Below are 25,576 nucleotides of genomic sequence, written 5' to 3'. Positions count from 1 at the left end.
GTATGGCTCTGCGGGGGCTTGTACGGGACGGACGATCGTGCGTATAATCGGTGTATTTCATGAGCCGCAGAGGGAGGAGCACGACCGTCTTGGACTGGTACAGAATCGGCTCCCGCTACAAGCTCATCCTGCTGCTGGTCATTCCCAGCACGCTGTTCGTCATCATCGTCACGCAGATCGCCAAGGCCAACGCCCTGCACTTCCTGCGGGATACGCAGAACGAGGCGCTGGCGGGCATGGCCGGCCAGGTCGTGCATCTGATCGGGATTTACAATAACGAGATTACGTACAACATGCTGGAGACGGAGGAAATCGTCAAGCAGGAGGGCGGCGCGGGGGACCGGCTGTACGAGGCGATGCATACGGTCGCCAAGGTGCGCGCCGACTTCGTTCGTGGCGTCGTTTATATCGGCGCGGACGGCGCGATCACCGGCTATCCCTCCGCTTTCTGGGGCAACTTCTCCGACAAAGAAGAGGCGCTGATCCACGAGCAGGCGTCGCGCAGCCGGGGCGTGTTCGAATGGTCGAATACGATCCGCTCCGACATCGGGCGTTCCGGCACGTTCGGGCCGACCAGCATCGTCACGAAGTCCGTATACGACGACGGCGGGCAACTGATCGGCTATCTGGCTTTTCTTGTTGACCTGTCCGCGTTCCTGGAGCGCAGCGCGGCGTTCGCCGGCAGCTACGAGACGCAGACGCTGCTGTACGACCGCGAGGACGCGCTGATCGATTACCTCGGCGCGACCGATCTCGCCTCCCCGCCGGTGCTTTTTTCGGAGGAAAAGGTGCAAACGCTCTCTTCCGCACTGGCCTATCTGGACAGCCGGGGCATCTACCATTCTGTCGCAGGCATGGAAGCCAATCTGGGCTGGAAGGTCGTCGTCGTGGGCGACGTCGAAAAACTGGAGTCACGGTTCGAGCCGCTTAGCCAGATCGCCTGGGCGATCCTGCTGTTCGGATTAGCGGGCTTCCTCTGCATTCATATCGCGGTGTCCTGGTGGTTCACGCGGCCGATCCTGCTGCTGACCAAAGGCATGCGCACGGTAGCCAAAGGCAAGCTGGATACGAAGCTGGCGGTCGTGCGCCGCGACGAGTTCGGCGAGCTGGCGAACCAGTTTAACCGGATGACGGACACGGTCAGGGAGCTGATCTCCGACCTGCGGCGCACGGAGGCCGCCAAGCGGCAATCCGAACTGCAGGCGCTGCTGTCGCAGATTAATCCTCACTTCCTCTACAATACGCTCAATACGATCGATATGATGGTCGACTTCAGCCCGAAGACCGAGCTGCACGCCATGATCCATGTGCTGTGCCGGCTGCTGAAGTACAGTCTGGACGGCAACGAGGTACGGACGCTGGCGGACGAGCTGCAATATACGAAGGACTATCTGTACATTCAATCGGTACGTTACGAGCATCGCTTCGAGTGCCGCGTCGCTCCGGCCGAGGAAGACCTCGCCCGCCTCCGGGTGCTCAAGCTCGTGCTCCAGCCCATCGTCGAAAACGCTGTTTTCCACGGCCTGCACGCATTGGAAGGACGCCGCGGCAGCCTGCGCGTGACGGCCGGGCGGGAGGGTGGCATGCTGCTGCTGACTGTGGCGGACAATGGCGTGGGGATGACGAGCGAGCGGCTTGACGCGCTGCTCGTCGCGCTGGAGAGCGAGGACGGCGGCACCGAGGACTTCGGCATCGGCGTGCGCAACGTGCATCGGCGCATCCGGCTGTTCTACGGTCCCGAATACGGGATCGCCATTGACAGCGTGGAAGGCGAAGGCACGGTGATGACGATCAGGCTGCCGGCGGGAACGAATGCCCGTCCGGCGCTTAAGGAGGGCACGGCGGATGGATAAACCGGCGATGAAGGTGCTCGTCGTGGACGACGAGCCGATGGCCCGCAGGCGGATCCGCTCGTTCGCGCTGGAGGAACGGGGCTTCGTCATCGCGGGCGAGGCCGAGAACGGCGAGCAGGCCTGGCGGATGATTCGGGCGTCCGCCCCGGATATCGTGGTCGCGGATATCGGCATGCCCGTGCTGGATGGCCTCCGGCTGCTGGAGCGGGTACGGGGACTCGCGCCGGCTCCGAAGTTCATTCTGCTCACGTGCTACGAGGAATTCGACAAGATCCAGGCGGCGCTCCGCCTCGGCGCGCACGATTATATCACCAAGCTGCTGCTGTCCGAGGAGGAATTCGTCGCCTGCCTGTCCAAGGCCGCCGACGATATCCGGCGGGAGCGCCGCCACCGGCACAAGGCGATACGGCAGCTGCTGCTGGAGCTGCTGCTCTCCGGGGACGAGGCGCGAGCCTCGCTCGAACAGCTGGTCGCCCTGTCCTTTCCGGCGCGCCAGCATCGCCTGGCGCTGATCCGCTTCGCGCCGGAGCGCGCGAGGACGCTCCTGCCGGCGGAGCCGGCATTCGAGGACGAGAGCGGCGGGCCTTACGCATCGCTCGTCCTGCCCGTAGAGCCCGGCTTGTGGGCGATGCTTGCCGTCTCGCGGGAGCGGAGCGAGGGCGCGGACTTCCTCGCCTGGACGATGAATGCGCTGCGCCGCGGCGGCGAAGCCTGCCGGATGCTGGGTGTACCGACCGTGCAGGCGCTGTCCGACCAGCGCGCGGACCTGCTGCTGCTGCCGCGCGCGCTGGCGGAATGCAGACGGCTGCTGGACGCCGCCTTTTACGCGCCGGCAGGCGAGCCGGTCACGACGCGGGACGAGACGGCGCCGGGCGAATACCCGCCGGAGCGGCTCGACGCGCTGCTGCGGGATTGCCGGACCGCAATGGAGCGCCACGATTATGCCGCGGCGGCGGAGGCGCTGCTGCATTGGGCGGATGAAGCCGCCGCCCACAGGCCGGCGCCCGCCCGGCTTCGCCTGATGGGCGCGGCGCTGGCCGGCTGCCTGCACGAGGGCACGGTCAGGCTGCGCGACGGGACGGAGGCGCCGCTGCGGCAGCGGCTCCAGCAGCGGCTCGCGGCCGTAGGCCATATGACGGAGCTGCGGGCGGCGGTAGAGGAGGCGGCGGAGCTGCTGCGGGAGACGCCGTCTCCGGCTCCCGCCATCCGGTCCGAGATTCGCGAGGCGCTGCGCCTCATCGAGACGGAATATGGCGAGGACCTCGATCTGCAGGCGGCGGCCAGGCATGTCAGCCTGAGCCCGAGCTGGTTCGGCGCGCTATTCCGGCAAGAGACGGGGCAGAGCTTTTCCGACTATCTGCAGGGTTACCGGCTGGAGCGCGCCCGCGAGCTGCTGCTGCGCACGGACCTGAAAATATACGAGATCGCCGCCGGCACCGGCATTCCCAACTCGCGTTACTTCTCCAGGCTGTTCGCCGACAAGTACGAGACCAGCCCGCAGGAGTACCGGGCACGGATGCGCGAGGCGCGCTGCCGAAGATAGAACGGCAAGCGCAGAGACCGATGGGATCGAGAGCAAACGATAGCTGGGACCAAAAGAATACGATTTGGAGCGTGACGATATCATGGGCGAATACGACAAGCTGCGGGCTGCGTTCCAGTCCGCCAATCCGCCGCGCAGCCTGTATCCGCTGCTGTGGCTGCACGGCGACGAACGGGAGACCGAGGCCGTCATCCGCGCAGAGATCGCGGCGATGGACGAAGGCGGCTCGGGGGGCTTCATCATCGAGTCCCGGCCGCATAGCGATTACCTCGGGGAACGCTGGTGGCGCGATGTCGGTTACTGTCTGGAGGAGGCCGCGGCGCGCGGCATGGACGTCTGGATTTTCGACGAGGAATATTATCCGTCCGGCATTGCTGGGGGCCGGGTGCTGGAGGGGCATCCGCAGTACCGGATGCGCGTGCTGATTAAGCGAACCTCCCAGTGGGACAGCGCATCGGCGTACGAACCGCCTCCGGACGACGGCGAGCGTCGCATCGAGACGTTGCTGCGCATCATTTGCACGTCTGATCCGGCGACGGGGAGCGGCAAGCGGGCCGTCTTCCGCACGGAGCAGGAATTCGCGTTCTGGAGAGACGAAGTCCGACGGGACTGGAACGGCGACGGGATCGGCGGCGGGATCGGAGACTGGGGCGGAGACGGAAACGGAGATGGGAACGGGGATGGGGAATTGTGGACGGTGCATGCCATCGGCCTGACGCCATCCTGGAGCGGGCGGATGTTCGACAAGATGGTCGACTATATCGATCCCGAGGTGACGGACCGCTTTATCGAGCTGACTTACGAGGAGACCCGGCGCCGATTCGCCCCGTACTGGGGCACGACGATCAAGGGCTTTTTCGGCGACGAGACGAGCTTTGAAAACTTCGGCGCCTACGATGCGCTGTTCGGCGAGGATACGCCATGCTTCCCCTGGACGGCCGATCTGGCTGAACAGTTTTCCGGTGCCAAGGGCTACGAGCTGCTCGATTGGGCCGATCTGCTCTGGCACGAGGCGGAGACCGGCGGCGTCTCCCCGGATGCCGGAAATGCCCGACCTTCCACGAACGACCGGATTGCTGCCCAAGACATCGTCCCTCCGGTGCGTTACGACTTTATGGATGTCATGACGCGCCTGTTCTCGGCGAACTTTTTCGGCCGCCTCCAGGCTTGGTGCCATCGTCACGGCGTCTCCTTCATCGGGCATGTCGTCGAAGACAATCACGCACATATGCACCACGGCTACGGCGTCGGCCATTTCTTTCGCTCGACCAGGCACTTCGATATGGGCGGGTACGACTTCGTGCTGCGCCAGCTCGACTCGGAGCAGAAGCGGACGCCGTACGAGGAGTCGTATCCGCAGTGGCACCACTACCGCGACGCGCCGTATCCGGCTTTCTTTCATTTCACGCTGCCGAAGCTGGCGCAGTCCGCCGCCCATCTGGAGGTCGGCACGAACCTGGTCATGTGCGAAAACTTCGGCGCGTACGGCTGGGACCTCGGACTGCGAGAGATGAAGTGGCTGACCGACTGGATGACGGCACGGGGCACGAACTGGTATGTTCCGCACGCCTTTTCGCCGCTGTTCCCCGATCCGGACTGTCCGCCGCACTTCTATGCGGGCGGACGCAATCCGCAGTGGCCGTTCTTCCGGCAGTGGGCGGATTATGCGAACCGTTCGTGCCTGATGCTGAAGGAAGGCGATCATGTCGCCCCCGTGGCCGTGCTGTATCCGGCGGAATCTCACTGGTGCGGGGATAACGACCGGCTGGACGAGGTATGCCGCCTGCTGTCCGAGGACCAGTACGACTTCGATATCTTGTCCTGCGATCTGCTGGCGGACGAGACGCGCTGCCGGATCGGCGACGGCGAGCTGCTGATCGGCCGCGAGCGCTTCCGGGCGATCGTGCTGCCCGGCGTCGAGACACTCCCGCTAGCCGCAGCGGCGCGGCTGCGCGCCTTCGCGGAGACGGGCGGACACATACTGGCCGTAGGCGGGATACCGGCGTTCGAATGCGAAGGACAGCATGCGGCGCTCCGGTCGGAGCTGGCAGCTGCGGCAACGATTGCGGCGGGCGGCATCCGCGCCGTTTCCGCCGAGACGCTTGGCGCCGCGCTGCGCGAGACGGTCCCGCCGGGCATCGGCATCGGGGCGCCGTTTGCGGATTTGCGCTACTGCCACTATCGGCGCGGGAAGCTCGATATCTTCTTCCTACGCAACGAGAGCGTGGAAGCGGTCTTCGACGGCGAGGTCGCGCTGCCCGGCGCGGGCGTGCCCGAGCTCTGGCATCCGATGGACGGCCGAATCGAGCCGGGCGCAGGAAGTTCGCAAGGCGGCGGCCCGGACGGGGACGGTAACGCTGACGGCGATGTCGGCGGCGTGGCCGTCCCGCTCCGGCTTGCGCCGTACGAAGCCGTGTTCGTCGTGCTGCGGCCTGCGGAGGCGTCGGCGCCCGCAGCCGGAGCGAGTCACGACGAGCCGCAGGCAAGCGCGGGACGAATGATCGGCGCGGCGACGCATACGATCGCGGCGCTTGCGCTGAACGACTGGCGCGTCGCCGCATGTCGCACGCCGCTCGAAGGCGCTGCGCTGCCGGCCGACCTGTCCCGATCCGGCAGCCTATCGATCCCCGCCGAGCTGTCAGCCTTCGGCGCAGGCGATTGGCACGCATACGCTGAGCTTGCTGCCTTCTCAGGCACCCTCGTCTATGAGATCGAGGTCGGACCGATCGGGGCGGCGCTCGGGCAGCTCGACGAAGCGCATGGGGAAGACGCGGCGGGAGGCGCAGAGCTGTACGGTCTGCTCGACCTCGGCGAGGTCGGGGAACTCGCGGCCGTCACCGTGAATGGGCACAAGCTGGCTCCGGCCATCTGCCCGCCGTACCGCTGGACGTTCCCGCTGGAATGGCTGGCGTCCGGCGTCCGCATTACCGCGGAGATCACCAACACGCTCGGCGGTTTCTTCCGGGACGAAGCGTTCGGCCGGCGGACCCCGACGCCTGCGGGGCTGATCGGCCCCGCCAAGCTGATGATCGTGCGGCAAAATTCGAATGAATGATGACGGGCTTCAAAGTCTAAACGCCGAAGTCTTAGAGATGATCAGAAAAAAGCAGAAGCAGCCTGAAGTTTTACGGCCGTTTTTCTTATCGCTTGTTTGGGTGCAAGAAAACGAAGACGAAAATGAAACAATCGGCAAAGAAGTCGTTCAGGAGATCGTGTACACTTGCTTCCAGTTCGTCGTAGAGTCCAATTATTCAGTCGGCGGCGATTTGTACTTTGCAGAGTTTCAACAAACTTACGATGCCCTCAAAAGCGTGCTGGCATCTCCAACAAGTCCGCTAGAAGTCGGATTAGACCGCCAAGTCGTGGACCTATTGCAACATGAGGCAGGCACGCGCGAGTTTAATAAGAAGTACGCCGCTATAAAGAAAGAAATTAAAAATGGGATTAAACAAGCTGCGGAAGAAGATCGGATGGAGAAAACTACCGTTCTGTCGGTGTTGAATATCACGGTGAGCTTCCTGAAAAGGTCCGACTACTGGAAGCAGCCCACGCCGCATGGACTGATCCGCACGAATCAGGCGCAGATTCTCGAGCCAAACCTGGTCTGCTTTTGGGAATTGTACGAGCTGCTCATGGCATTGATCGGTATGATGCAAGACTTGTAGACATTTCACAAATTGGAGAAAAAATAATTGATAAGTTGCCACAAACCGCTTAACGCTTTATACTAGACTCCATTCGTATAACCTCGCAGACGCATGCAGCACACAGGGCGAGGGTTTCTACAGGGGCCTTAACTTCCTAACTACGAACCTCGAGACAAGCTTAACGCTTGTGTCAGGTGACGGAGTTAGGATTTTTTGCGTCCGGATCGGCTTCAACAAATATATTTTGCAGATAAGGAGTTATCGAAGAAATGAAATATTATGTGGCCGTTCTCGCAGGAGCGATGAGCTACGGCATATTGTCGACGATCGTGGTATTGGCTTACGGGCGGGGCTATCAGCTGGGCGAGGTGGTCGGAAGCCAGCTTTTAATCGGCGTTATTTTATCCTGGTTGCTCGTGATCTATACCAAGTTCAGACAGATCCGCAAGACGCGCTCAGCGGGACAAGAGCAAGACGCAGCTCGTCTCCCTTCGGGGTCCCAGCGACTGAAGTGGAAGCAGCGTCTGATTCTGATGATTGCCGGCACGCCGACGGTCATCACCGGCCTCGTGTACTATCAATCGCTGCGCTATATTCCGGCATCGCTCGCGATTATCCTCTTGTTCCAGTTCACCTGGATAAGCGTGCTGATTCAGGCTTTGATGCGACGCCAGCGCCCCAATAAAGTAACGCTCTTCACGCTGTTGGTCCTGTTTGGCGGCACGTTGATCGCGGCGGGGTTTCTGGAACAGGGGCTTAGCAAAATCAATGTCTGGGGCATCGCATTGGGCCTGATGTCGGCGGTCAGCTATTCGCTGTTCGTGCTGTTCAGCGGCAAGGTCGTGCCGGAGGCACATCCCGTGTACCGGAGTGCCTGGATGGTAACCGGCGGCTTCGTTCTGCTGTGCATCTTGTTCCCGCCGACGTTCCTTTTCAACGGATTGCTCTGGAGCCCGCTCCTTGTCATCGGCTTGCTGCTTGGTTTCTTCGGCGCGTTCATTCCGCCCGTCCTGTTTGTCTACGGCGTACCGCATATCGGCGGCGGGATGGCAGGAATTATGGGAGCGGTCGAGCTGCCGGTGGCGGTGCTGATGTCCGCTACCGTGCTTCGCGAGCATGTGAGCGGATGGCAGTGGATTGGCGTGATCGTCGTGCTTATCGGCGTCGCGCTGCCCGAGCTGTATCGGTTATCTCGGGCGAGGCGGATTTTTTCCTGGTAAATGATGACTAGTAAAATGCCTGCTGCGTGAGCAGCAAGCTCGTGCAAGCGAGATTGCGCGGTTAGCACGGCGCGTTCGGCAGCGCAGGAGGAGATTCGGGTGGAAGATGCGTACGCGCCTCGCATCCAGGGCGTGCTGACCGCGCTGGATACGATTAACGGCAAGTGAAAGCCGCTTCTGTTGTTGATTCTGTCCAAAGAAGGGATCAAGCGCTGCGCCGCCTGATTCCCGACGTGATGGACGGCATGTGCGGCTGGGGAAAGGCCCATCAGGCGTATTTAAGCCTGAAGTCCGCCTCTCCCGAGACTTCTGTTTAGACCCTTATTTTTCGACCAGACGACCATTCTCTAAATAAAGCACGCGATCGCACAGCGGCAGCACCCGCTCGTCGTGCGTCACCATAACGGCGCTCTTGCCCCGCTCTTGTGCCTCCCGGGCAAGCATCCGTACCACGTCCGTCCCTCTGGCGGCATCCAGACTCGCCGTCGGCTCGTCCGCCAGCAGCACGGCCGGATCGTTCATGAGCGCTCTCGCGATCGCGACGCGCTGGCGCTCGCCGCCCGACAGCTTGTCGGGATAGGCATGCCTGCGATGATCCAGGCCCAGTTGATGCAGCAGCTCGCTTGTACGTGCTGCAGCCTGCGCTTTACTCATCGTCCCCAGCTTATTGATCAGGATCAGTTGCTCTTCCACCTTCAGATAAGGGATCAGATTGGCGCTCTGGAAAATAAACCCGAGCTTGCGAAGCCGCAGATCGGTTAGCGCCTGCTTCTCCTTGCCGGCCAGCGATTCCCCGTCGATGAGCACTTCGCCGCTTGTCGGCGCGAGCAGCGCGCCCGCGATCGACAGGAACGTGCTTTTCCCGGAGCCGGAAGGCCCCATCACCGCGACCAGCTCCCCTTCCGATACTTGCAGGTTCAAGCGATCGAGTACCATTCGTTTCGTGCCGCCGTCCTCGAAGGCGTGCGTGATATCGCGCAGGATCAGTCTATGTCTCATGCCGCCGTCCTCCCGATCGCATCCAGAGGGTCGATTCGCGTCACTTTCCAGACCGAGAGCAACGATCCGGCCAGCGACATCGCGATAAATGCCCCGCCTGTTGACGCTAGCGTTGCGGCTTGCAGCCGGAAGGGCATGCCGTCAGGCAGAACAGCCGTCATGGCTTGAACAAGCAGCATGCTGACGACAAGACTGCCCGCAGTCAGCAGCAATACCTGAAAGGCAACGCTGCGGGCCAGATAAGCCGTGCGCGTGCCGATCGCCTTCAGGATGCCGAACTGGCTGCTCTTCTGAATCGTAATCACATAGAAAAACACGCCCAGCACAAAGGAAGAAATGATAAATAAAAAGATAATCATCATCCACAGCGAGCCCTGCTCTTCCTTGTAGCCGGGGATAGCCGATACAGCATCCGACTTGGCGACGACTTCGGCATCCGACAAGGCCGCAGACAGCTGCTCCGCCTGGAGTTTGGTCGCCTTCACCGCAATGGCGCTGTAAGTCGCGCCGTCCTCAGCGCCCTCCCCTTCCTGCCGCACAGCCGACTTGTCTTGCAGCTGCTGCCAGTCGGAAGCATTCAAGATGACCGCCGGCGAATGGCTGAACGATTCCTCGCTTACAAAGCCGGCGACCGTCCACCTCGTACCGGTCGCTTGATCGACAATAACGGTCCCAAGGCCAACGCCCGATTTCTTTAGTTTGCGATCGACGAGCACTTGCCCTGTTCCTTCCGACGAGAGCGCCGCCCCTTCAACGACCGCGGGTATCAGCCATCCCTCCGGCCTCATGCCGAGCAGCGTCACGTCGAGCTTGCCTGCCGCGTCTGCTGCAGTCACGGTTGTCATCCTGACCCCTAGCGGCTCCGCGTTTTTTTCGCCGACGATGCGGCTTGCCTGTCCCCCTGCTTGCTCGCCGATCTGCGAGCGGGTGAAGCGATGATTGGCGTCTTTCTCCATAATGAAATGCGTCGCGTCCATATTCTGAACCGATGCGGCGTTGTCATAGGCAAGCCCGCGGGCCAGCCCGGTTACGAACAGCACCAGAAACGAGACCAGCAGCATAATGACGGCGATAAGCGAGTAGCGTCCTTTGGCGAATCTCATCTCTCGAATGGCTAGATACATCCGGCTTCCCCTCCTCCTGGATGTCTCCAGTGTAGGAAACCAACATAAACGGCACATAAATAACAAATTACAATTTGGGAAGGGTGACCGTAAATTGCGTGCCTGCACCGGGCGAGCTGCTTACTTCAATATTACCTTGGTGCAGCTGCACGATTCTCTTCACGATCGCCAGGCCCAGACCCGTTCGGCCCGATGCGCGTTCCCTCGCGCGGTCGGCGCGGTAGAACCGGTCGAACAGGAACGGCAGATGCGCCGGCGCGATCCCGTCTCCCGTATCCTTGAATGTGACAGTGACATGCATCGGCCCGTCCTCCGCGCGGACTTCGATGCTCCGGCCCCGCGGAATATGATTTACCGCATTGTCCAGCAAGTTCGACCACACCTGCAAAAGCAATACTTCGTCGCCATACAGGGCAAAGGATGCCGGGATGGACAGCTTAAGCAGCAGCTCCTTTTCTTCCATCTGCCATTGCAGCATATCGGCCGCTTGACGAACGTGACCGCGCAAGGAGAAATGGGTTTTATTCAGCGCCTCTTCCCCTTGCTCAAGAGTGGAGAGCTGCAGCAATTGCTTGCCCAGCAAGGAGAGATGACGGCTCTCGCCTTCCACGATGGAGGCGTATTGTCTTCGTTCCTCCTCTGACAGCTCCCCTTTGGCCAATACTTTGGCAAAGCCCTGAATAGAAGTGAGCGGCGATTGGATCTCATGCGATACGTTGGATACGAACTGCTGTCGCGCAAGGTCGACCCGCTCCAGTTCGCGGCTCATTGTCATGAAGTGTGAAGCCAGTTGACCGATCTCATCGTGTCTGCGCGTCGTGAGCCGGAGGTTGTAATCTCCTTGCGCAAGACGCTTCGTCGCTTCGGACAGCCTGGTAATCGGCTTGACGATATAACGCGTGCTGGCCAGGAACAGCAGGATGCTAATGACGATGGTGAGCAAGCCGATCAGCGCAAAGAAAATGCGAAGTTCGCCGAATTGCAGCAGCACGTCCGGACGCATGAATAAGGCGTAGTTCTTGCCGGACAGTTGAATGGGCACGCCCACCGTATTGCTCAAGCGGTTATCGAAAAAGCCGGAGATGAATGGTTTGTTCGGAAACTGCGCCACGCCGTGATAGACGCCGCCGCCAAGCACGAGTGCGATGTGTTGCCTATCCAAGTCTTCCTGTCGAAATTTTTTTCCGTAAAAATGCGCGTCCCCTTGCCCGTCCGTCACATACATCTCGTATCCAAGCGCAGCCGCGTTGCGAAGATAACGCTCCATATCCGCGGGCTCCGATTCAATATAGCGCTTCATATTCTCGGCGATGTCCACCAGCTTTTTATCGTTAAAGGGCTTAAGCTTCATATGGTAGTAGACGTTCGAAGCGAGGAATCCCAGCACGCTGCTGGCGAATATGACTGCCAACGTAATCAGAAACACGCGATAATACAAGCTCTTCATTTGTCCTTCACCACAAGCTTGTAGCCGAAGCCGCGCACCGTTTGGATGACAAAGTCATCCGTATATTCGGCAAAGCGCTGCCGCAGTCTGTTGATATGGACGTTTATCGTATTGTCGTCCCCCTCGTAATCGTGTCCCCATACGAGGCGGATTAATTCGTCTCGGGTGAATAGGCGACCCGGATATTGCGCCAGCTGGGACAACAGCTCGAATTCCTTCATGGGCAGCAGAAAAACGGATTCGCCGTCGGTCACTTCGACGTTCTTGCGGTCAATAATAATGCGATGCATCCGGATGATGTCGCTCGCCGCGCGCTTGTACCGGCGGAACAACGCCTTGACCCGGTACAGCAGCTCCTCCGGCTCGAACGGCTTGGTCACGTAGTCGTCCGTCCCTTTGAGATAACCTCGCTCTTTGTCGGACAGCTCGCCTAGGGCCGTCAGCAAAATAATGGGGATATCATAGTGCTGCCGTATGTGCTCGCACAGTTCGAATCCGTCCATCAGCGGCATCATTACGTCGATGATGGCGAGATCCACCTGCAGGCGCTCCATGAGCGCGACCGCTTCGGCGCCGTCTTGCGCCTCATGCACGCTATATCCCTCCCGGGTCATGACATAGCGCACCAGCGCTCTTATATTCGCATCGTCGTCGGCCAGCAGAAGATGGTTCAAGATGATACCCCCCGTTATTTACAGCGTTTATACACCTACACTTATGATAAGGTATAACGCGCCTTACGCAACTTTAACAGGACAAAACCACGCAGAGCTGTCATCCGCGTGGTTTTGCTTCTGCTCCTTCTGTTTGTCGGCGGCGTCTTGGCAGTTCGTCACGCTCGCGCTCGCGGGCATATCCGTCCACTTTCTCTTTGCTTCCCTGGCGGAGCTCCTTACTTTATCTACTTGCTGTGAAAGGAACGCCGGTTAAAGGGAATAACGTAAAGCCTGCAGGAGCTTGCTCTTGTCCTTCGTCTTGCCAAGCTACCCGTCTGCCGGCTCGGGCACGAGCACGTCGATATGTCGCGGCAAGACGGCCAGCTCGAGCGGCATCGGCGGCCCCTCTTCGCCGTCTACGTTCGTGCCGATAAGGCTCGGCGAGCTTACCGACACGCTTTTGGCCGTGAAGTAGATGACGTCCTTATGATCCTGCAGATGGCCCCGCAGCAGCGACAGCCCCGCCGTCAACGTGCGGAAGAAGCTCAGATCCTTGACGATGAAGCCGTGGATGAGGCCGTCGTCGACGGCGGCCTCCGGCGCGAGCCGCTCGAAGCCGCCTACCGAGTTCGTCAGCGCGGCGATGAATAACGGCGACTCGCCTTCCCAGACCGCTCCGTCGTAACGGATGACGAGCGGATGCCCGGAGCGGCCCAGCAGATCCTTCACGCCTTCCTTGAAGTAAGCCAGCGCGCCGAAGCGGGATTTGTCCGCCGACGTGACGGACGACAGCGTCTCGGCGAGCGGGCCGGCGGCCACGACATTGGCGAACAGCCGGCCGTTCAACCGGCCGACGTCGACCCGCTGCGTCCGTGACGACGCGAGCGCGTCGATGGCGGCCGACGGATCGAGCGGGATACGCAGCGCCCGTGCAAAATCGTTCACCGTGCCGAGCGGGACGATGCCGAGCCGCGGCAGGTGCGCCTGGTTCTCGAAGCCGTTGATCGTCTCGTGCAGCGTGCCGTCCCCGCCGATGGACACGACCAGCTCGCAGCGTGCCGCGCACGCCTCCGCGCAGAAGCGGGTCGCGTCGTGCTCCGCCTCCGTCTCCTTCACCGACACCTCGTAGCCCTGCGCGCGCAGCAGTCCGGCGGCGTTCTCCACGAAGGCGGGGGCCTCCTCTTTTCCCGACGAAGGATTCATAATAATGATCGCCTGCTTCATATTCATTGCGCTCCCCTCTTCATGCCTTACCTCTGTATTTACCCGCAGAGTGCAGCCTTATTTACTTCCGTCGTGTAAACGCAAACATGCTTTATTTATCGCGGCTTTATTTTATTTGGCATCATTACCCAGAATCTAACAGAATTAAATTGACAAAAAACTTTAAGCGTCGGCATAATGAAAACAGAATCGATAAATAGCGGGGTTTCTCATCAATTAAGTAAATTTATTGCATTTTTTCTGGTAGAGTAGGGGGATTGCTTTGACGAAAGTATCCTTGATCTCGGAATCTAAAAAGAGATGTGAACAGCGAGGGATCGATCCCAAGGGGATTCCCTCTTTTTCTAACTTTTTATCGGAAGTCGATTTGCATTTAAAGCGGGCCGAGTACGAGGAAATATTGTCCGTCATTGATTTCTTCGTTAATAAAATGCTGGAGCTCATGAAGGGACTTCCGCTGCTGATCCTGATCTCCGACGAGAACGGCTGCATTCTGGAAATGGCCGGGGATGAAGCGATCAAGAGCGTGGTTCAGCAATCGGGCATTCAGGTTGGCCTTGTATTCAACGAGCACGAAGCGGGAACCAACAGCATCAATCTGGTATTGGATCACCGTGAGCCCATCCAGCTTGTCGGCGATGAGCATTATTATGAATTTTTAGGGTCTTCCGCCTGTTATTCCGTGCCCTTCCAATATACCGACATCTCTAATTTGCTCGGCACGATCACGATCATGACGACGATCGATCAGCATAATCCCTTTTTACTGGCGATGCTATGCACGGTCGTCGATTCGATCGAGAGAGAGCTGCTGCTGAAAAAGCAAAATAGACGATTGCATATATTGAATCAGGTGGTCATCGAGACCACGAGAAACGGCATCATCATTACGGATCGGGACGGCAACGTCACCGAATTCAACAAGTTTGCGGAAATTTTAACCGGTTCCAAAAAACAGGATGTCATCAACGGGCCGATTCCGGATGCCAAAATAAATGACTTCATTAAAGAGGTCCTTCTAACCGGAAAAGATTACGAAGACATGGAATTCATGCTGTGTCCCCAGACGGGACAAGGCGAACTGGTCTGTCTGTTCGATGCCTTCCCTATTCTCGACGAGAACATGCAGGTCATGGGTGCATTTGCGCAGTTTAGAGACATTACGGAGCGTTATCATACGGAAAAGCAAATCAATTATCTCGCCTATCACGACGACTTGACCGGTCTGCCGAACCGCAGGTTTTTTACCGGGCATATCGATGAATTGCTGAGACACGGGGTGAACGAAAACAGTATCTTTGCCGTCATGTTTCTCGATCTGGACAGCTTCAAGAAGATCAACGACACGCTCGGCCATAACAACGGGGACGCATTGTTGAAGCTGGTTGCCGGGCGGCTGACGGCTTGCTGCCACGCGCCGGGTCAACTGGTATCCCGGATGGGCGGGGACGAATTCACGATCCTCTTGCAGGATATTACGGATCGTACGGAAGCCATTCAGGTTGCGGAAGAGATCATTAAAGCGTTTGAGAAGCCATTTGCCGTGGACAGCTACGAGTTCTACATCACGGCCAGCATTGGCATTGCCTTCTATCCCCAAGACGGGACGAATGTCGAGATGCTGATGAAAAACGCCGACATTGCCCTTTACAGGATGAAGGACGACGGAAAGAACAACTATAACGTGTTTAAGCCGAATCCGAATGCCGGCGGTATCGAGCGGCTGACCTTGGAGAATTCGATTCGCAAAGCGTTGCAGCAGGGTGAATTCGTGTTATATTACCAGCCCCAGATCGATATTCTGACCGGGAGAATCATCGGTACCGAGGCGCTCGTTCGCTGGAATCACCCGACGCTCGGCTTGCTTCCGCCTGCGAAGTTCATCCCGATCGCCGAAGAGACAGGGCTCATCGTCCCCCTCGGCGAGTGGGTGCTCAGAACCGCGTGCCTGCAGAATCAAGTATGGAGAGAACAAGGCTTCGCCCCGATGAGCGTGTCGGTCAATCTCTCCTCTCGCCAATTTTCAAAGCATGACCTGGTGGAGACGATCAAAGAGATCTTGCTCGAAACCCGCATAGATCCGCAATACCTTGAGCTTGAAATCACGGAGTCGATGACGATGAACGTCGATGTCGCGATCGAAGTGCTCGGGAAATTGAAGGAGCTGGGGATCCACCTGTGCATCGACGACTTTGGGACGGGCTATAGCAATCTTTACTATTTAAAGCTGTTCTCGATCGACCGGCTGAAGATCGACCGTTCCTTTGTCAGGGATATCATGACGGATTCAAATGACGCGGACATCGTGGCTACGATCATCGCGATGGCCCATAAGCTTGGCATCGATGCGATCGCAGAAGGCGTGGAAACCATCGAGCAATTGGACTTCCTGCGCAGTCAGAATTGTCATGAGGTACAAGGCTTTTATTATTTCCAGCCGCTACCGGCAGAACAAATCGAGCAATTGTTGACGAAATCGGCGGAAATAAAAACCAATTTGCAAAGGTGATACGATGAAAAAGAGAGTGTATACCCTATTGGTCGAGCATTTTAAAAATTGGGGAATTACTCACGTATTCGGCATCCCTGGAAAGTCCATTTCTCCGCTGATGCTTGAACTTGAAAGCTATGGCATTGAATATGTGCTCGGACGCCACGAAGCCGGCAGCGGGTTTGAGGCGTCGGGCTATGCGCTGGCGAAAAAAACGCTGGGAATCGCGATCGGCACCTCCGGACCGGGAGGGACGAATCTGATCACAGCCGCAGGACAGGCCAAAGAGTTCCAGCTGCCTGTACTGTTCATCACCGGACAGCCGTCGATGCAGGACACGGGGCGCGCTTTAAGCCAGGATTCAAGCCAGTTCGGCGCAGATCTGGTTAAGATGTTCGAGCCCGTCACCTTGTTCAGCGCCCGCATCGAGCGGGGGGATCTTCTTTACCTATACCTGAAGCATGCCCTGGAAAAGGCCTATACGGGCGAAAAGGGTCCGGTTCATCTGTGCATCCCGTTCGATGTGCTGATGGAGGAGGTGGAGCCTTTCAGCCTGCCTTTGCCGGACCACATCTCGCCTGTCGTATCCCCCGACATCAATAAGGCTGTAACGCTGCTGAGCGAAGCCAAGAAACCGGTCCTCTTTTTGGGTAAAGGCGCCGTCATGTCGGATACCTATCCCCAGTTGCAGGCCATTGCCGAGCATTGGGGGATTCCCGTCATGACCACGCCTGGCGGCAAAGGGGCTTTTCCCACCAATCATCCTTTGTATTTGGGCGGATACGGTCTCGGCGGCGCCAAGCGCGCAACTGAATATATGAAGTCGGGCATCGACCTGATGATCGTCGTCGGCAGCAGACTGTGCGACATGTCCTTATCGGGATTTACGGCCGATATGGAGCCTGAGAAGGTTCTGCAATTCGAGTATGACCTCAAGTTCGCAGGCAAGACCATTCAAGTGCCGACGCAGATCATCCTTGGCGATATCCACTCCAACCTGAAGCAGCTCGTATTGCAGAGCGGAGCAACTGCCAGGGAACTCGAAGTGCCGGCAGCGTGGGCAGAAGCGGCAGCAGCGACCCTCCAAGCGGAATCCGCGACCGCGTTATCGGCGGGTACGGCGTTCAGGCGCCTGCGGACCGCGCTTCCGAGCGACGCGGTGCTGTTCGGGGATGCCGGGAGCCACTCCTTCCATGCCGTTCAAAACTTCGAGATCATCGAGCCCGGGACGTTTTTCTTCGATGAAGTGTTCATCGCCATGGGGGCGGCCATCGGCTATTCGATCGGCGCCAAGATCGCCATGCCCGACCGCCCTGTCGTGTGCGTGACCGGCGACGGCTGCATCATGATGCACGGCACCGAGATCTCGACGGCGGTGAACCACGGCATTCCGGTGATCTTCTTCGTCCTGAACAACGGTCGGCTGGACATGGTAGAGAAGGGGATGTCCTATAACACGGGACGCTCCGTCGGCGCAGTCTACGAGCGGCCGCTCGACGTCAGCCTTTTCGCCCAATCCATGGGCGCGTTGGCCTATCGCTGCAACACCGGAGCAGAAGTCGAGAACGCGGTTCAGTCCGCCTTGCAGTCCAACACGGCATCGGTCATCGAGGTCATGGTGGATCCGCAGGAAATCCCGCCGATTCTGACCAGACTGCTTAGCTTAGATTAAAGCTTACGGAGGACGTACATGGAAACGAATCGCTACGATAAAGGCATCGAAGTGCTGCAACGGATGGCCAGCGAAGAAACGCTGAACGCCACGGTCAAAAGAATGGAGCAATTCAGTCCCGGCATGGCCAAGCTGATCGTCGAGTTCCCTTACGGCTCGCTATATTCCCGGCCTGGGCTGGACTTAAAGCAAAGGAGCCTGCTTACCATAGCGGCTATGCTTGCTTCGGGATCTGCCACGCAACTCGATTTTCATATCAAAGGGGCTCTGAATGTCGGCCTTACGCCCAACGAGATCGTAGAAGCCGTCATGCACTGCGTATCGTATGCGGGCTTCCCCAAGACGCTGGATGCCATGTTCGTGGTCATGAAGGTGTTCGAAGAGCAGGGAATTACATACGAAGAAGGATGACGCTTAGGCGCCATCCTTTTTTCTGCGAACGCGGCGGGATAACGTACTTATTTAAAGCATCGGCTTAACGACCATCAGTACGGTTACGGCCAGCGTTAACAGCTGCGCAGTCGTTTCCAGGGGCGCCAGCTTTCGCAGAACCAGCCTGATATCGGCGGATAACTCGTGGCTCTGGCTTTGGGATGCGACTTCAATCCGGTGAATAAGCGGTTCAATGAATCCCCCTATCGTGACAACGAGTACCAGCGATAACAGGATAGAGAGATTTAGCCACATTTGAGCAAGCCCCGCCTTGGCGATAACCATGAGCCAAATGCCGGTGATTACAAGCAATGCGGCGCCAATTTTAGAAATCCAGGCTATCTTAGCCGTCATATCGAAAAAATAGCGAAGCTGCGCGGCGGTTTTAGCCGATCTGCGGATGATCGGCACCAGGAAGGCCGAGCCGATGACTGCGACCGCGCTGAAAATATGCAACACAAGCAGGAAGGCGAACAAGCGATCAACCCCTCTCTTCGATTAGCGAACCGACTTCTCTTCCCGATAGGCGAGACCCACCCTTTTGCCTTTATACGGCCCCGCAAGATCCACGTGATTTAGCATAAAATTCGCGACATCCTCATAGGTGACGTCCAGCTCCTGAAGCCGGCTGAACAAGTGACCCGCCAGTTCGGCCCCGGAAAGCTCTCGTATCGTGTCGGGAAACGGCAGGGGCAAGATATCCGCGGTGGTATGCAAACGAAGCGACGAGGCGTAGGGCTTAGCGTCGGGCCTGGCATCGACCATCGTTCCCGGACACATCACGGACCAGTCCAGACCCGTGCACCGCAGCCGGTCCAAGTTTCGGTTGTGGTACTGGAACGCCGGCGGGAAGCCTGGCAAGTCGTTGCCGATGAGATCGGTATGTGGAATATCGAGCAGTCCGGCGCCTCCCATCATCCATACGCGTCCGGAAAACAGCGGTTGACGCTCGCACTGGCTAACGATACAGTCGACGATGCGAACGAATTCTTCTCCTTGGCCTGCATGGCCTGCCGCGATAACGGCGGCGTCCTGATGCGCCAGCGCCGCAAAGACGCTCTCCGGATCCAGGATATCTTGCGCGATTACGCGCACTCGCTCGGCGGACTGCGCGTCTTGCTGCTCGTTAAGCTTTTCCGGATTGCGTACGAAGGCAGTCATTTCATGCCCCATACGAACGCCTTGGGCAAGCACTCTTTTCCCTGTATTCCCCGTCGCCCCGAACACAATGATTTTCATTTCGCGATTCCCTCTTCCCTGACTTGATTTGTTTTCTTGCTGTCGTCATCGGATTGACTCCAGCCTACCACGAGGCATAAAATCTTGGTAAGAACCCACTTTTTTGTAGGGCACTTACTTCCAAGTAAGCATGGCGGAGGAGGGTTGGGATGGAAGCGGACGTGGAGACTGCGGCAGAGCGGAAATGTCCCATTGAAACGGTGATGCATTTGTTGGGCGGAAAGTGGAAGCCCTTGATCTTGTGGCACCTGTTGGAAGACACCAGACGATTCAGCGAGCTGGAGAAGCTGATTCCCGAAGTGACCCAGAAAATGCTGGCGCAGCATTTGCGGGAGCTTGAAGCCGACAGTTTGGTGACGCGAACGATTTACCCTTCGGTTCCTCCAAAAGTGGAGTATATGCTGAGCGACTATGGAAAAACGATGGTTCCGGTCTTGGAAACGATGTGCGCGTGGGGAGAAAATCACAATCGTTTGAACCTAAAGCCGGCTTCCCCGATCACCGCCCATTCGGTGTAAATGTTCCAGCAAGTGCCGGTTAAAATATGGGCGAATCGCCGCTTATGCCGACCGTTGATTTGGCTTAGCGTAGTTACCGTAGACGACTGAAAGGCATGTGATTCCAATGTCGATCAGAAGGGACAAGTGGCTGCAATATCGCATCCTCAGCCATGCGCCCTCGCTCGCCGGACGGCTGCCGGAAACACGGTTGCTTAAGAGGAACGGAAAAAACGCTTTATCCAAGATGCTGCTTCAACATCGGAGCGTCGTACTGCAACCTCGGGACGGGAGTTTCGGAAGGAATATTCTGTTCATTACGCGGAACGGCGCGAACGCCTATCGTATTCAAAACGAAAAAAATGCGGTCACCCTGAGAGACACCGTTAAAGTGCTCAAATGGCTCCGCAAGGAAAGCAAAGGTCGCGGCTATATCGTTCAGAGGCGTCTGCAGCTTGCCTGAATTCAGCGCAAGCCATTTGACATTCGGGTCATGGTTCAGCGAAAAAAAGGCCTTTCATCCACTTGGGCCGCGACTGGCTCGTACGCAAAAGTGGCGGCGCGAGAACATCTGGTCACGAATGTGACGAGCTGCACCATTCCGGTGCTTGAAGCGTTAAAGTTAACCCGGATCGAAGACCCGAGCTTGCTTGGTAGAGTGGAACGGCTCGCACGACTCGCTGCCAAGCGTCTGGGGGAGCGCTACCCGAAGCTTAGACAGGTCAGATTCAATATCGGGATCGACAGGCAGCGCCGGCTACTTATACGATTCGTCTGGGAAGATACGCTTTATTGCTCATCCGAGCGAGTTCCAACTTGTTGGTCTGTGCATCCCCCACGTCACTCTCTATTGCGGTAAATGCAAAAACAATCCAGCCCGCCTTGCGCTTGGAACGCCAGGGTGTTCCTGAGGAGGAACAAGTCCGGACGGCCTTGCGTATGAGGCGCCTTGGTGTTCCTAAGTAGTTACCGTTTTGCATTTATTTCCTCGGCCACTGTTTGTTAGAAAATAGATGTACAAATGCAGGTTTTCTTCGGCCCGCACGCAGTCTGTCATGTTCACTGTCGATACACGGATTCTCCTGCCGCTACCGTCTCCGTGACGACGACCGCTCCGCCGGGTTCGTAGCGGAAGAGCGTCAGATCGGCCCGCATGCCGGGCCGGAGCGCGCCGAGCGTCTCGAATCCCATCACCTTTGCCGGCCGTATGGTTACGACCTGCACGGCCTCGGCCAGGGACAGATCCGTGAATCGAACGGCATTGGCGATTCCATCCGCCAGCGAGGAGGCGGAGCCGGCCAGAATGTTCGGATTGGCAGCCGTATGCAGCAGCCCGTTCGCCTGCAGAACGACCTGTCCGCCGATCGGGCTGCTGTAGGCGCCCGGCGCCATGCCGCCGAAGCGAACGCTGTCGCTGACGAACAGTGCCTTGTCGCGCTTGGCCCGCAGCATCGCCTTGAGCACCGGGGGCGCAAGATGGTGTCCGTCCGGTATGAACGTCGCCCATAGCCGGTCGTCGGCCAGCTGCTGCCAGATATAATTGGGATGCCGGGGCAGCACCGGTTCCGAGCCGTTGCCCAGATGCGTAGACACGCGGGCTCCCGCTTGTACGGCTTCCTCCAGTCGTTCGGCGCCGGCTCGGGTATGCCCGATGGCAACCACGACGCCCGCATCCGAGAGGCGTCGAATGAACGGAATCGCTCCCTTGCGTTCCGGCGCGATCGTGACCATCCGGATCAAGCCTTCGGCCGTCTCCTGCAGACGCTGGAATTCGTCCCAATCCGGATCGCGGATATGCGCCGCAGGATGAGCGCCGCGGCTCCCGTCCTCACCCGATAAATAAGGACCTTCCATATGAATGCCGACGATCGAACGGCTGCCGAAGCGCCTCTCTCTTACATAACCGGCAATCGTCCCGAATGCGTGCCGCATTTGTTCGATCGGCCCCGTGATAATCGTCGGCAAGAAGGCGGAGACCCCCTTCGGGTGCAGCGCGCGGACGACGCCCTCCAGATCCCCGGGCGTCAGCATCTCTCCGTTAAGATCGTATCCCCCGAATCCGTTCACTTGCAGATCGATCCAGCCGGCGCTGATCCAGGGCAGGTCTTCGGCGCCTGCTTGCGGCTCGGCCGCGCTTCTGACGTCAACGATCCGCTCTTGCGAGACCGTCACTTCCACCGCCTGTCCCGTTACCGCATCTCTACCTTTCCACGTCATGCCTAATCCCCCTCTGTCAAGACGATTGCATGCCCGACAGTCCTTAGCAAGGCTGATAGATCAAGGATGCCGATGCTTGGTCCAGATACAATTGCCAATGGGAATGCGTCTTCAGAATCGTCGAGGGAAACTGCGGATCCACGCCCTTCAGCATGGTGTTGCGAATGGCCTCCGCTTTTACCCCATGCGGAACGACCGAGAGAATATGGCGGCTTTTCATAATCTGCTTCACCGTCATCGTGATCGCCTGTTTCGGTACCTCGTCGCGCGATGCGAACCAGCCCTCTCCAACCTGCTGATCCTTGCAGGAGTCGTTCAGATCGACAGCCATATACGGTTCCTCGATGTCGAAGTCGGCAGGCGGGTCGTTAAAAGCGATATGACCGTTCTCTCCGATGCCGATCAAGGCCAGATCGATCGGGGCCCGGGCAATCTCCTCCTTAAGCGACTTCAACACGTCCGGGACCGATCCCTCTCCGTCTACCAGATAAGCGCGTTTTACCTTCACATCCTGCAGGAACCGTTCCTTTAGATATTTGCGAAAGCTCGCAGGATGCGCTTCCGGCAAGCCGATGTACTCGTCCAGATGAAACATTTCAACCCGGCTCCAATCGACGTTCCTGGTTGTGAGATGCTTCAGAAATTCAAACTGCGACGCGCCGGTCGATAACAACAGCCGTGCCTCTTTTTGCTTGGCCAATGTATCCTGCAGAATTCGCTCCGCCTCGATCGCCGCTTCCAGCCCCGATTGATCGGGCGTATCCGATATTTTTAAATTCATTGCTCCCCATTCCCTTCCATTTCGAATTTAGCCATCCCGCGGAGCCCTATTCCCTTGTCGTTGGACCGGCGATATCGACATATTGCAATAGGCCCGGAAAAACGGCGCTCATCCAATCCTCGTTCGGATCGCCCGCCGACAGGAACCAATCCGCTATTTGATCGTATTCGATATCCGAGTAAACTTGCCCGATCCGATCGCACAACAGCGCCGCGAGGCGGGCGGACAGCCATGCGTTGCCCGGGGCATAAATCGACAGGCTGGCATTTCCGGCGACGCTTGTTATCCATTCCGCACATCGGATCGTATCGTACGTCCGCAAGGCTGCGAGGCTGTCCCCAAGCCAGATCAATTCGTCCGCCAGCTTATGCAGCATCCCGAACAGCTCCCGTACCGGTCGGCCGTACACCGGGGCCGGTTCGTGCGGACCGGCGCCGGAAGCGTTCAGCACCACGACGCTTCTTCCGGCTTCGCATTGCTCGCGGATCCAGGGCCAATGCCGACTCAGACAAGTCGTGCCGCCCGCCCAAACAGCCATTACGATTTCAGCCGGACAGGCATCCGCATCCCGGGCGCCGTCGAACCAGAGCGCGCTGTTCATCACGCCGCTCTGCGACCACCACATCCAATACGCCGTCGATAGACCGTCGGTATCCGCCAGGCGCATATGCCTGGTATTGAACGGGCACGGCGTACGGCCGGCATAAACCTGATCGCGCAGCCATTGTTCTCCGTTCGGCGCAAGCGCATCCGACGACCGCCCGTTGTTGTTCGAGCGGAACCTCTCGTAACGGCTCTGCACAATATCGGACAAAGTCAACGCCTGCGGCCATTCGGACGTCACTCGGCCCTGCTTCGTACACCACAGCTTGTCGGGCGGCACCGCGGGCAACGCATGCCCGGCCGAATCCCGCGGATGCGCAAGCAGCCGTTGCGCAAAAAAAGCCGCGGCCTTCTTCGCCATGCCGTCCGTATAGAGGTGCAGCGACGGTTCGATGTAGCATTCAAAATCGGCTTCCTTGCCGAGCATCTTCCAATAGCGCCGGGATCTCGTCACGGTCCGCCTTGTGCCCTCGATCGGGAAAAAATCATATTCGGCAGCAAGCACAAGCAGCGGCTTCGGCGCAAAGGCTAGCAGTACGTCTTCGTGATCGAACCCCGCTTCCGTCAGGCCGGGCCAGACTTGCTCCGCGTCTTGCACCCCTCCGGCGTACATATAGCTCTGCCGGTCCATGATGAACGTAGCCGGCGCAGCGGCGGCGATGCGCTCGTCGCAAATCATCATCATCGCGGTCTGGGTTCCGCCTCCCGAATTGCCGGTCACGCCAAGGCGGGAGGTGTCCAGTTCCGGACGCGTCTCCAGATAATCGATCGCTCTCATAGCATCCATGACGAAGTATCGGGCAATGCTCTCTCCGAACGGATAACACCGGACTCCGATCCGCTGGTGCTCCCCCGTGCCCCATATGCGGTCGCCGGCGTCGTCCAGCGCTTCCCCGACACGTTCTCCTTGTCCCGGGGGGTCAAAGGCGAACACGGCCAGCCCCGCTTCCACGAATCGCAGGATGACCCGGTGATAATAGTCGCCATGCTTGCCTTCAAGCTCGTGGCCGGACAAGAAGAGCACGACCGGGCTGGGCGAAGCGGGTGTCGCTTGCGCAGGCAGATACAGATTGGACGTGACGCGGTAGCCCGGCAGCGGTTCGTAGACGATGTTTTCGATCCGGTAGCCCTCTTCCCGCACCTGCCCGACGATCACGGCACTCATCTCCGCTTCCCGGTCCGGTATCCCCCCGATCGCATGAATGAACGCCGTTTTCATCGCAAGCTGCCGTTCGCGCAAGCCGCTCTCGGTCGAGACTCGGTCCCGCTCCAGGTCCCCTCGGGCAAACGCCAGGTCCGCCCTCCCATAAACGTGGCGCTTCAATTGATCCTGCGTATCGTAAAGCATAAATACCGTGCGCTCAAGCGCTTGCGGCAAAAGCATGGGAGCCTGCCTCCTTGGCTTCAGTTGTCATCTCACCAGTCTTCGGGACTAGGAAAGGGAAGCGAGCGGCCTTCCGCGATGGAGCGATTGGCGAGCGCCCCGATCAAGGAGTACGTGAGCAGGACGCCGCTGTCGTACCTCACGTTCACAGACATGTTGTCGTAAATGTCGATCCGATCGTCGAACACGCAACGGTCTGCGCCAGCATGTCCTGGAACGTTCGGTAAACCGGGATGTGACCGCACGCCTCGCTTAGCAGCGCCGCCCGCACCGGGTTCTTGTCGTAGACGCCGGCAAGCTTTATTCGATCCGACCACTCCGATGCCATCGGCTTGGCGAACATATACAGGGATCTGGAGCCGGCTCCTGCAATGACATACGTTTTCACTCTCCAAACATCTCCTGACTGATTAGCCTCGATAAGAAAAGTAATCGATATCTATTTGGAGCGTACCATGAAAGTGTTTGCAGATCAACATTCATTGCTGATAATTGATTGAAATATCGCTTATAACGATGACTTTACTGTTTTTATATTTGCTAAATT

General features: G+C 58.5%; 20 protein-coding genes and 1 pseudogene. 10 read left to right on the top strand and 11 right to left on the bottom strand.

Features of this window, described 5'->3' with window-relative positions:
* Positions 1 to 89 precede the first annotated feature (89 nt).
* From ACFSR7_RS16620 to ACFSR7_RS16600, 5 genes are all read left to right on the top strand, one after another.
* Positions 90 to 1,853 carry a cache domain-containing sensor histidine kinase gene (locus ACFSR7_RS16620; RefSeq protein WP_378163412.1) on the top strand — a complete coding sequence of 588 codons (1,764 nt, stop codon included), beginning with the start codon at positions 90 to 92 and terminating at the stop codon, positions 1,851 to 1,853.
* Positions 1,846 to 3,396 carry a response regulator gene (locus tag ACFSR7_RS16615; protein WP_378163411.1) on the top strand — a complete coding sequence of 517 codons (1,551 nt, stop codon included), beginning with the start codon at positions 1,846 to 1,848 and terminating at the stop codon, positions 3,394 to 3,396. The genes ACFSR7_RS16620 and ACFSR7_RS16615 overlap by 8 nt, the downstream gene beginning before the upstream one ends.
* Before the next feature lie 82 nt (positions 3,397 to 3,478).
* A complete protein-coding gene (locus ACFSR7_RS16610; protein WP_378163409.1) occupies positions 3,479 to 6,451 on the top strand; it encodes a glycosyl hydrolase in 2,973 nt (990 codons plus the stop codon).
* 37 nt (positions 6,452 to 6,488) lie between these two features.
* Positions 6,489 to 7,061, top strand: a complete 573-nt coding sequence (locus tag ACFSR7_RS16605) for a hypothetical protein (protein WP_378163407.1) — start codon at positions 6,489 to 6,491, stop codon at positions 7,059 to 7,061.
* A gap of 251 nt (positions 7,062 to 7,312) precedes the next feature.
* Positions 7,313 to 8,263, top strand: a complete 951-nt coding sequence (locus ACFSR7_RS16600; protein ID WP_378163405.1) for an EamA family transporter — start codon at positions 7,313 to 7,315, stop codon at positions 8,261 to 8,263.
* Positions 8,264 to 8,584: 321 nt separating this feature from the next.
* On the opposite strand, the gene ACFSR7_RS16595 is transcribed toward ACFSR7_RS16600, so the two are convergent.
* From ACFSR7_RS16595 to ACFSR7_RS16575, 5 genes are all read right to left on the bottom strand, one after another.
* A complete protein-coding gene (locus ACFSR7_RS16595; protein ID WP_378163403.1) occupies positions 8,585 to 9,262 on the bottom strand; it encodes an ABC transporter ATP-binding protein in 678 nt (225 codons plus the stop codon).
* Complete coding sequence (locus ACFSR7_RS16590) at positions 9,259 to 10,386, bottom strand: ABC transporter permease (RefSeq protein ID WP_378163401.1); 1,128 nt, start codon at positions 10,384 to 10,386, stop codon at positions 9,259 to 9,261. The genes ACFSR7_RS16595 and ACFSR7_RS16590 overlap by 4 nt, the downstream gene beginning before the upstream one ends.
* A 67-nt stretch (positions 10,387 to 10,453) precedes the next feature.
* Positions 10,454 to 11,833, bottom strand: a complete 1,380-nt coding sequence (locus ACFSR7_RS16585; protein ID WP_378163399.1) for a sensor histidine kinase — start codon at positions 11,831 to 11,833, stop codon at positions 10,454 to 10,456.
* Positions 11,830 to 12,507 (bottom strand): response regulator transcription factor, encoded by a 678-nt coding sequence (locus ACFSR7_RS16580; RefSeq protein ID WP_378163397.1) that lies wholly within the window; start codon positions 12,505 to 12,507, stop codon positions 11,830 to 11,832. The genes ACFSR7_RS16585 and ACFSR7_RS16580 overlap by 4 nt, the downstream gene beginning before the upstream one ends.
* A gap of 309 nt (positions 12,508 to 12,816) precedes the next feature.
* Positions 12,817 to 13,719 (bottom strand): diacylglycerol/lipid kinase family protein, encoded by a 903-nt coding sequence (locus tag ACFSR7_RS16575; protein ID WP_378163395.1) that lies wholly within the window; start codon positions 13,717 to 13,719, stop codon positions 12,817 to 12,819.
* 361 nt (positions 13,720 to 14,080) lie between these two features.
* On the opposite strand from ACFSR7_RS16575, the gene ACFSR7_RS16570 reads away from it, so the two are divergent.
* Genes ACFSR7_RS16570 through ACFSR7_RS16560 form a run of 3 tightly spaced genes read left to right on the top strand, consistent with a single transcriptional unit; the run spans position 14,081 to position 18,287 of the window.
* Entirely contained in the window at positions 14,081 to 16,222 is a 2,142-nt protein-coding gene (locus ACFSR7_RS16570; protein WP_378163393.1) for an EAL domain-containing protein, read from the top strand.
* A 4-nt stretch (positions 16,223 to 16,226) separates the two neighbouring features.
* Positions 16,227 to 17,876, top strand: a complete 1,650-nt coding sequence (locus tag ACFSR7_RS16565) for a thiamine pyrophosphate-binding protein (protein WP_378163391.1) — start codon at positions 16,227 to 16,229, stop codon at positions 17,874 to 17,876.
* Between the two features lie 18 nt (positions 17,877 to 17,894).
* Positions 17,895 to 18,287, top strand: coding sequence for a carboxymuconolactone decarboxylase family protein (locus ACFSR7_RS16560; protein ID WP_378163389.1), 393 nt, complete (start codon positions 17,895 to 17,897; stop codon positions 18,285 to 18,287).
* A gap of 51 nt (positions 18,288 to 18,338) precedes the next feature.
* Here ACFSR7_RS16560 and ACFSR7_RS16555 read toward each other — a convergent pair whose 3' ends face one another.
* Positions 18,339 to 18,785: a DUF2269 family protein gene (locus ACFSR7_RS16555; RefSeq protein WP_378163388.1), complete on the bottom strand. Its 447-nt coding sequence runs from the start codon at positions 18,783 to 18,785 to the stop codon at positions 18,339 to 18,341.
* 21 nt (positions 18,786 to 18,806) lie between these two features.
* Complete coding sequence (locus ACFSR7_RS16550; protein WP_378163386.1) at positions 18,807 to 19,547, bottom strand: NAD(P)-dependent oxidoreductase; 741 nt, start codon at positions 19,545 to 19,547, stop codon at positions 18,807 to 18,809.
* Between the two features lie 149 nt (positions 19,548 to 19,696).
* On the opposite strand from ACFSR7_RS16550, the gene ACFSR7_RS16545 reads away from it, so the two are divergent.
* On the top strand, positions 19,697 to 20,065 hold the full coding sequence (locus ACFSR7_RS16545; RefSeq protein ID WP_378163384.1) for a winged helix-turn-helix transcriptional regulator: 369 nt from the start codon (positions 19,697 to 19,699) through the stop codon (positions 20,063 to 20,065).
* Positions 20,066 to 20,171: 106 nt separating this feature from the next.
* Positions 20,172 to 20,903, top strand: a pseudogene (locus ACFSR7_RS16540) (YheC/YheD family protein).
* Positions 20,904 to 21,103: 200 nt separating this feature from the next.
* Here ACFSR7_RS16540 and ACFSR7_RS16535 read toward each other — a convergent pair.
* The 4 genes from ACFSR7_RS16535 to ACFSR7_RS16520 form a co-directional block, all read right to left on the bottom strand.
* Positions 21,104 to 22,261, bottom strand: a complete 1,158-nt coding sequence (locus ACFSR7_RS16535; RefSeq protein WP_378163382.1) for an N-acetylglucosamine-6-phosphate deacetylase — start codon at positions 22,259 to 22,261, stop codon at positions 21,104 to 21,106.
* Positions 22,262 to 22,304: 43 nt separating this feature from the next.
* Positions 22,305 to 23,042, bottom strand: a complete 738-nt coding sequence (locus ACFSR7_RS16530; RefSeq protein WP_378163380.1) for a glucosamine-6-phosphate deaminase — start codon at positions 23,040 to 23,042, stop codon at positions 22,305 to 22,307.
* A gap of 46 nt (positions 23,043 to 23,088) precedes the next feature.
* Entirely contained in the window at positions 23,089 to 25,029 is a 1,941-nt protein-coding gene (locus ACFSR7_RS16525) for an alpha/beta hydrolase family protein (protein ID WP_378163378.1), read from the bottom strand.
* A 145-nt stretch (positions 25,030 to 25,174) separates the two neighbouring features.
* A complete protein-coding gene (locus ACFSR7_RS16520) occupies positions 25,175 to 25,417 on the bottom strand; it encodes a hypothetical protein (RefSeq protein ID WP_378163376.1) in 243 nt (80 codons plus the stop codon).
* Between the last annotated feature and the right edge of the window lie 159 nt (positions 25,418 to 25,576).

Origin of the sequence: Cohnella sp. GCM10020058 (genome assembly GCF_042683485.1) — a bacterium.
Lineage (GTDB): Bacteria > Bacillota > Bacilli > Paenibacillales > Paenibacillaceae > Cohnella.
Note: the sequence above shows the minus strand (reverse complement) of the source record. Positions and strands in the feature narration are given on the sequence as shown.

What these genes read in the sequence shown, in the direction of transcription:
- ACFSR7_RS16600 (WP_378163405.1), top strand. Translation starts at nt 7,313, where the DNA reads ATGAAATATTATGTGGCCGTTCTCGCAGGAGCGATGAGCTACGGCATA.
- ACFSR7_RS16595 (WP_378163403.1), bottom strand. Translation starts at nt 9,262, where the DNA reads ATGAGACATAGACTGATCCTGCGCGATATCACGCACGCCTTCGAGGAC.
- ACFSR7_RS16610 (WP_378163409.1), top strand. Translation starts at nt 3,479, where the DNA reads ATGGGCGAATACGACAAGCTGCGGGCTGCGTTCCAGTCCGCCAATCCG.
- ACFSR7_RS16550 (WP_378163386.1), bottom strand. Translation starts at nt 19,547, where the DNA reads ATGAAAATCATTGTGTTCGGGGCGACGGGGAATACAGGGAAAAGAGTG.
- ACFSR7_RS16585 (WP_378163399.1), bottom strand. Translation starts at nt 11,833, where the DNA reads ATGAAGAGCTTGTATTATCGCGTGTTTCTGATTACGTTGGCAGTCATA.
- ACFSR7_RS16535 (WP_378163382.1), bottom strand. Translation starts at nt 22,261, where the DNA reads ATGACGTGGAAAGGTAGAGATGCGGTAACGGGACAGGCGGTGGAAGTG.
- ACFSR7_RS16525 (WP_378163378.1), bottom strand. Translation starts at nt 25,029, where the DNA reads ATGCTTTTGCCGCAAGCGCTTGAGCGCACGGTATTTATGCTTTACGAT.
- ACFSR7_RS16560 (WP_378163389.1), top strand. Translation starts at nt 17,895, where the DNA reads ATGGAAACGAATCGCTACGATAAAGGCATCGAAGTGCTGCAACGGATG.
- ACFSR7_RS16575 (WP_378163395.1), bottom strand. Translation starts at nt 13,719, where the DNA reads ATGAATATGAAGCAGGCGATCATTATTATGAATCCTTCGTCGGGAAAA.
- ACFSR7_RS16615 (WP_378163411.1), top strand. Translation starts at nt 1,846, where the DNA reads ATGGATAAACCGGCGATGAAGGTGCTCGTCGTGGACGACGAGCCGATG.
- ACFSR7_RS16530 (WP_378163380.1), bottom strand. Translation starts at nt 23,042, where the DNA reads ATGAATTTAAAAATATCGGATACGCCCGATCAATCGGGGCTGGAAGCG.
- ACFSR7_RS16565 (WP_378163391.1), top strand. Translation starts at nt 16,227, where the DNA reads ATGAAAAAGAGAGTGTATACCCTATTGGTCGAGCATTTTAAAAATTGG.
- ACFSR7_RS16605 (WP_378163407.1), top strand. Translation starts at nt 6,489, where the DNA reads ATGATCAGAAAAAAGCAGAAGCAGCCTGAAGTTTTACGGCCGTTTTTC.
- ACFSR7_RS16545 (WP_378163384.1), top strand. Translation starts at nt 19,697, where the DNA reads ATGGAAGCGGACGTGGAGACTGCGGCAGAGCGGAAATGTCCCATTGAA.
- ACFSR7_RS16590 (WP_378163401.1), bottom strand. Translation starts at nt 10,386, where the DNA reads ATGTATCTAGCCATTCGAGAGATGAGATTCGCCAAAGGACGCTACTCG.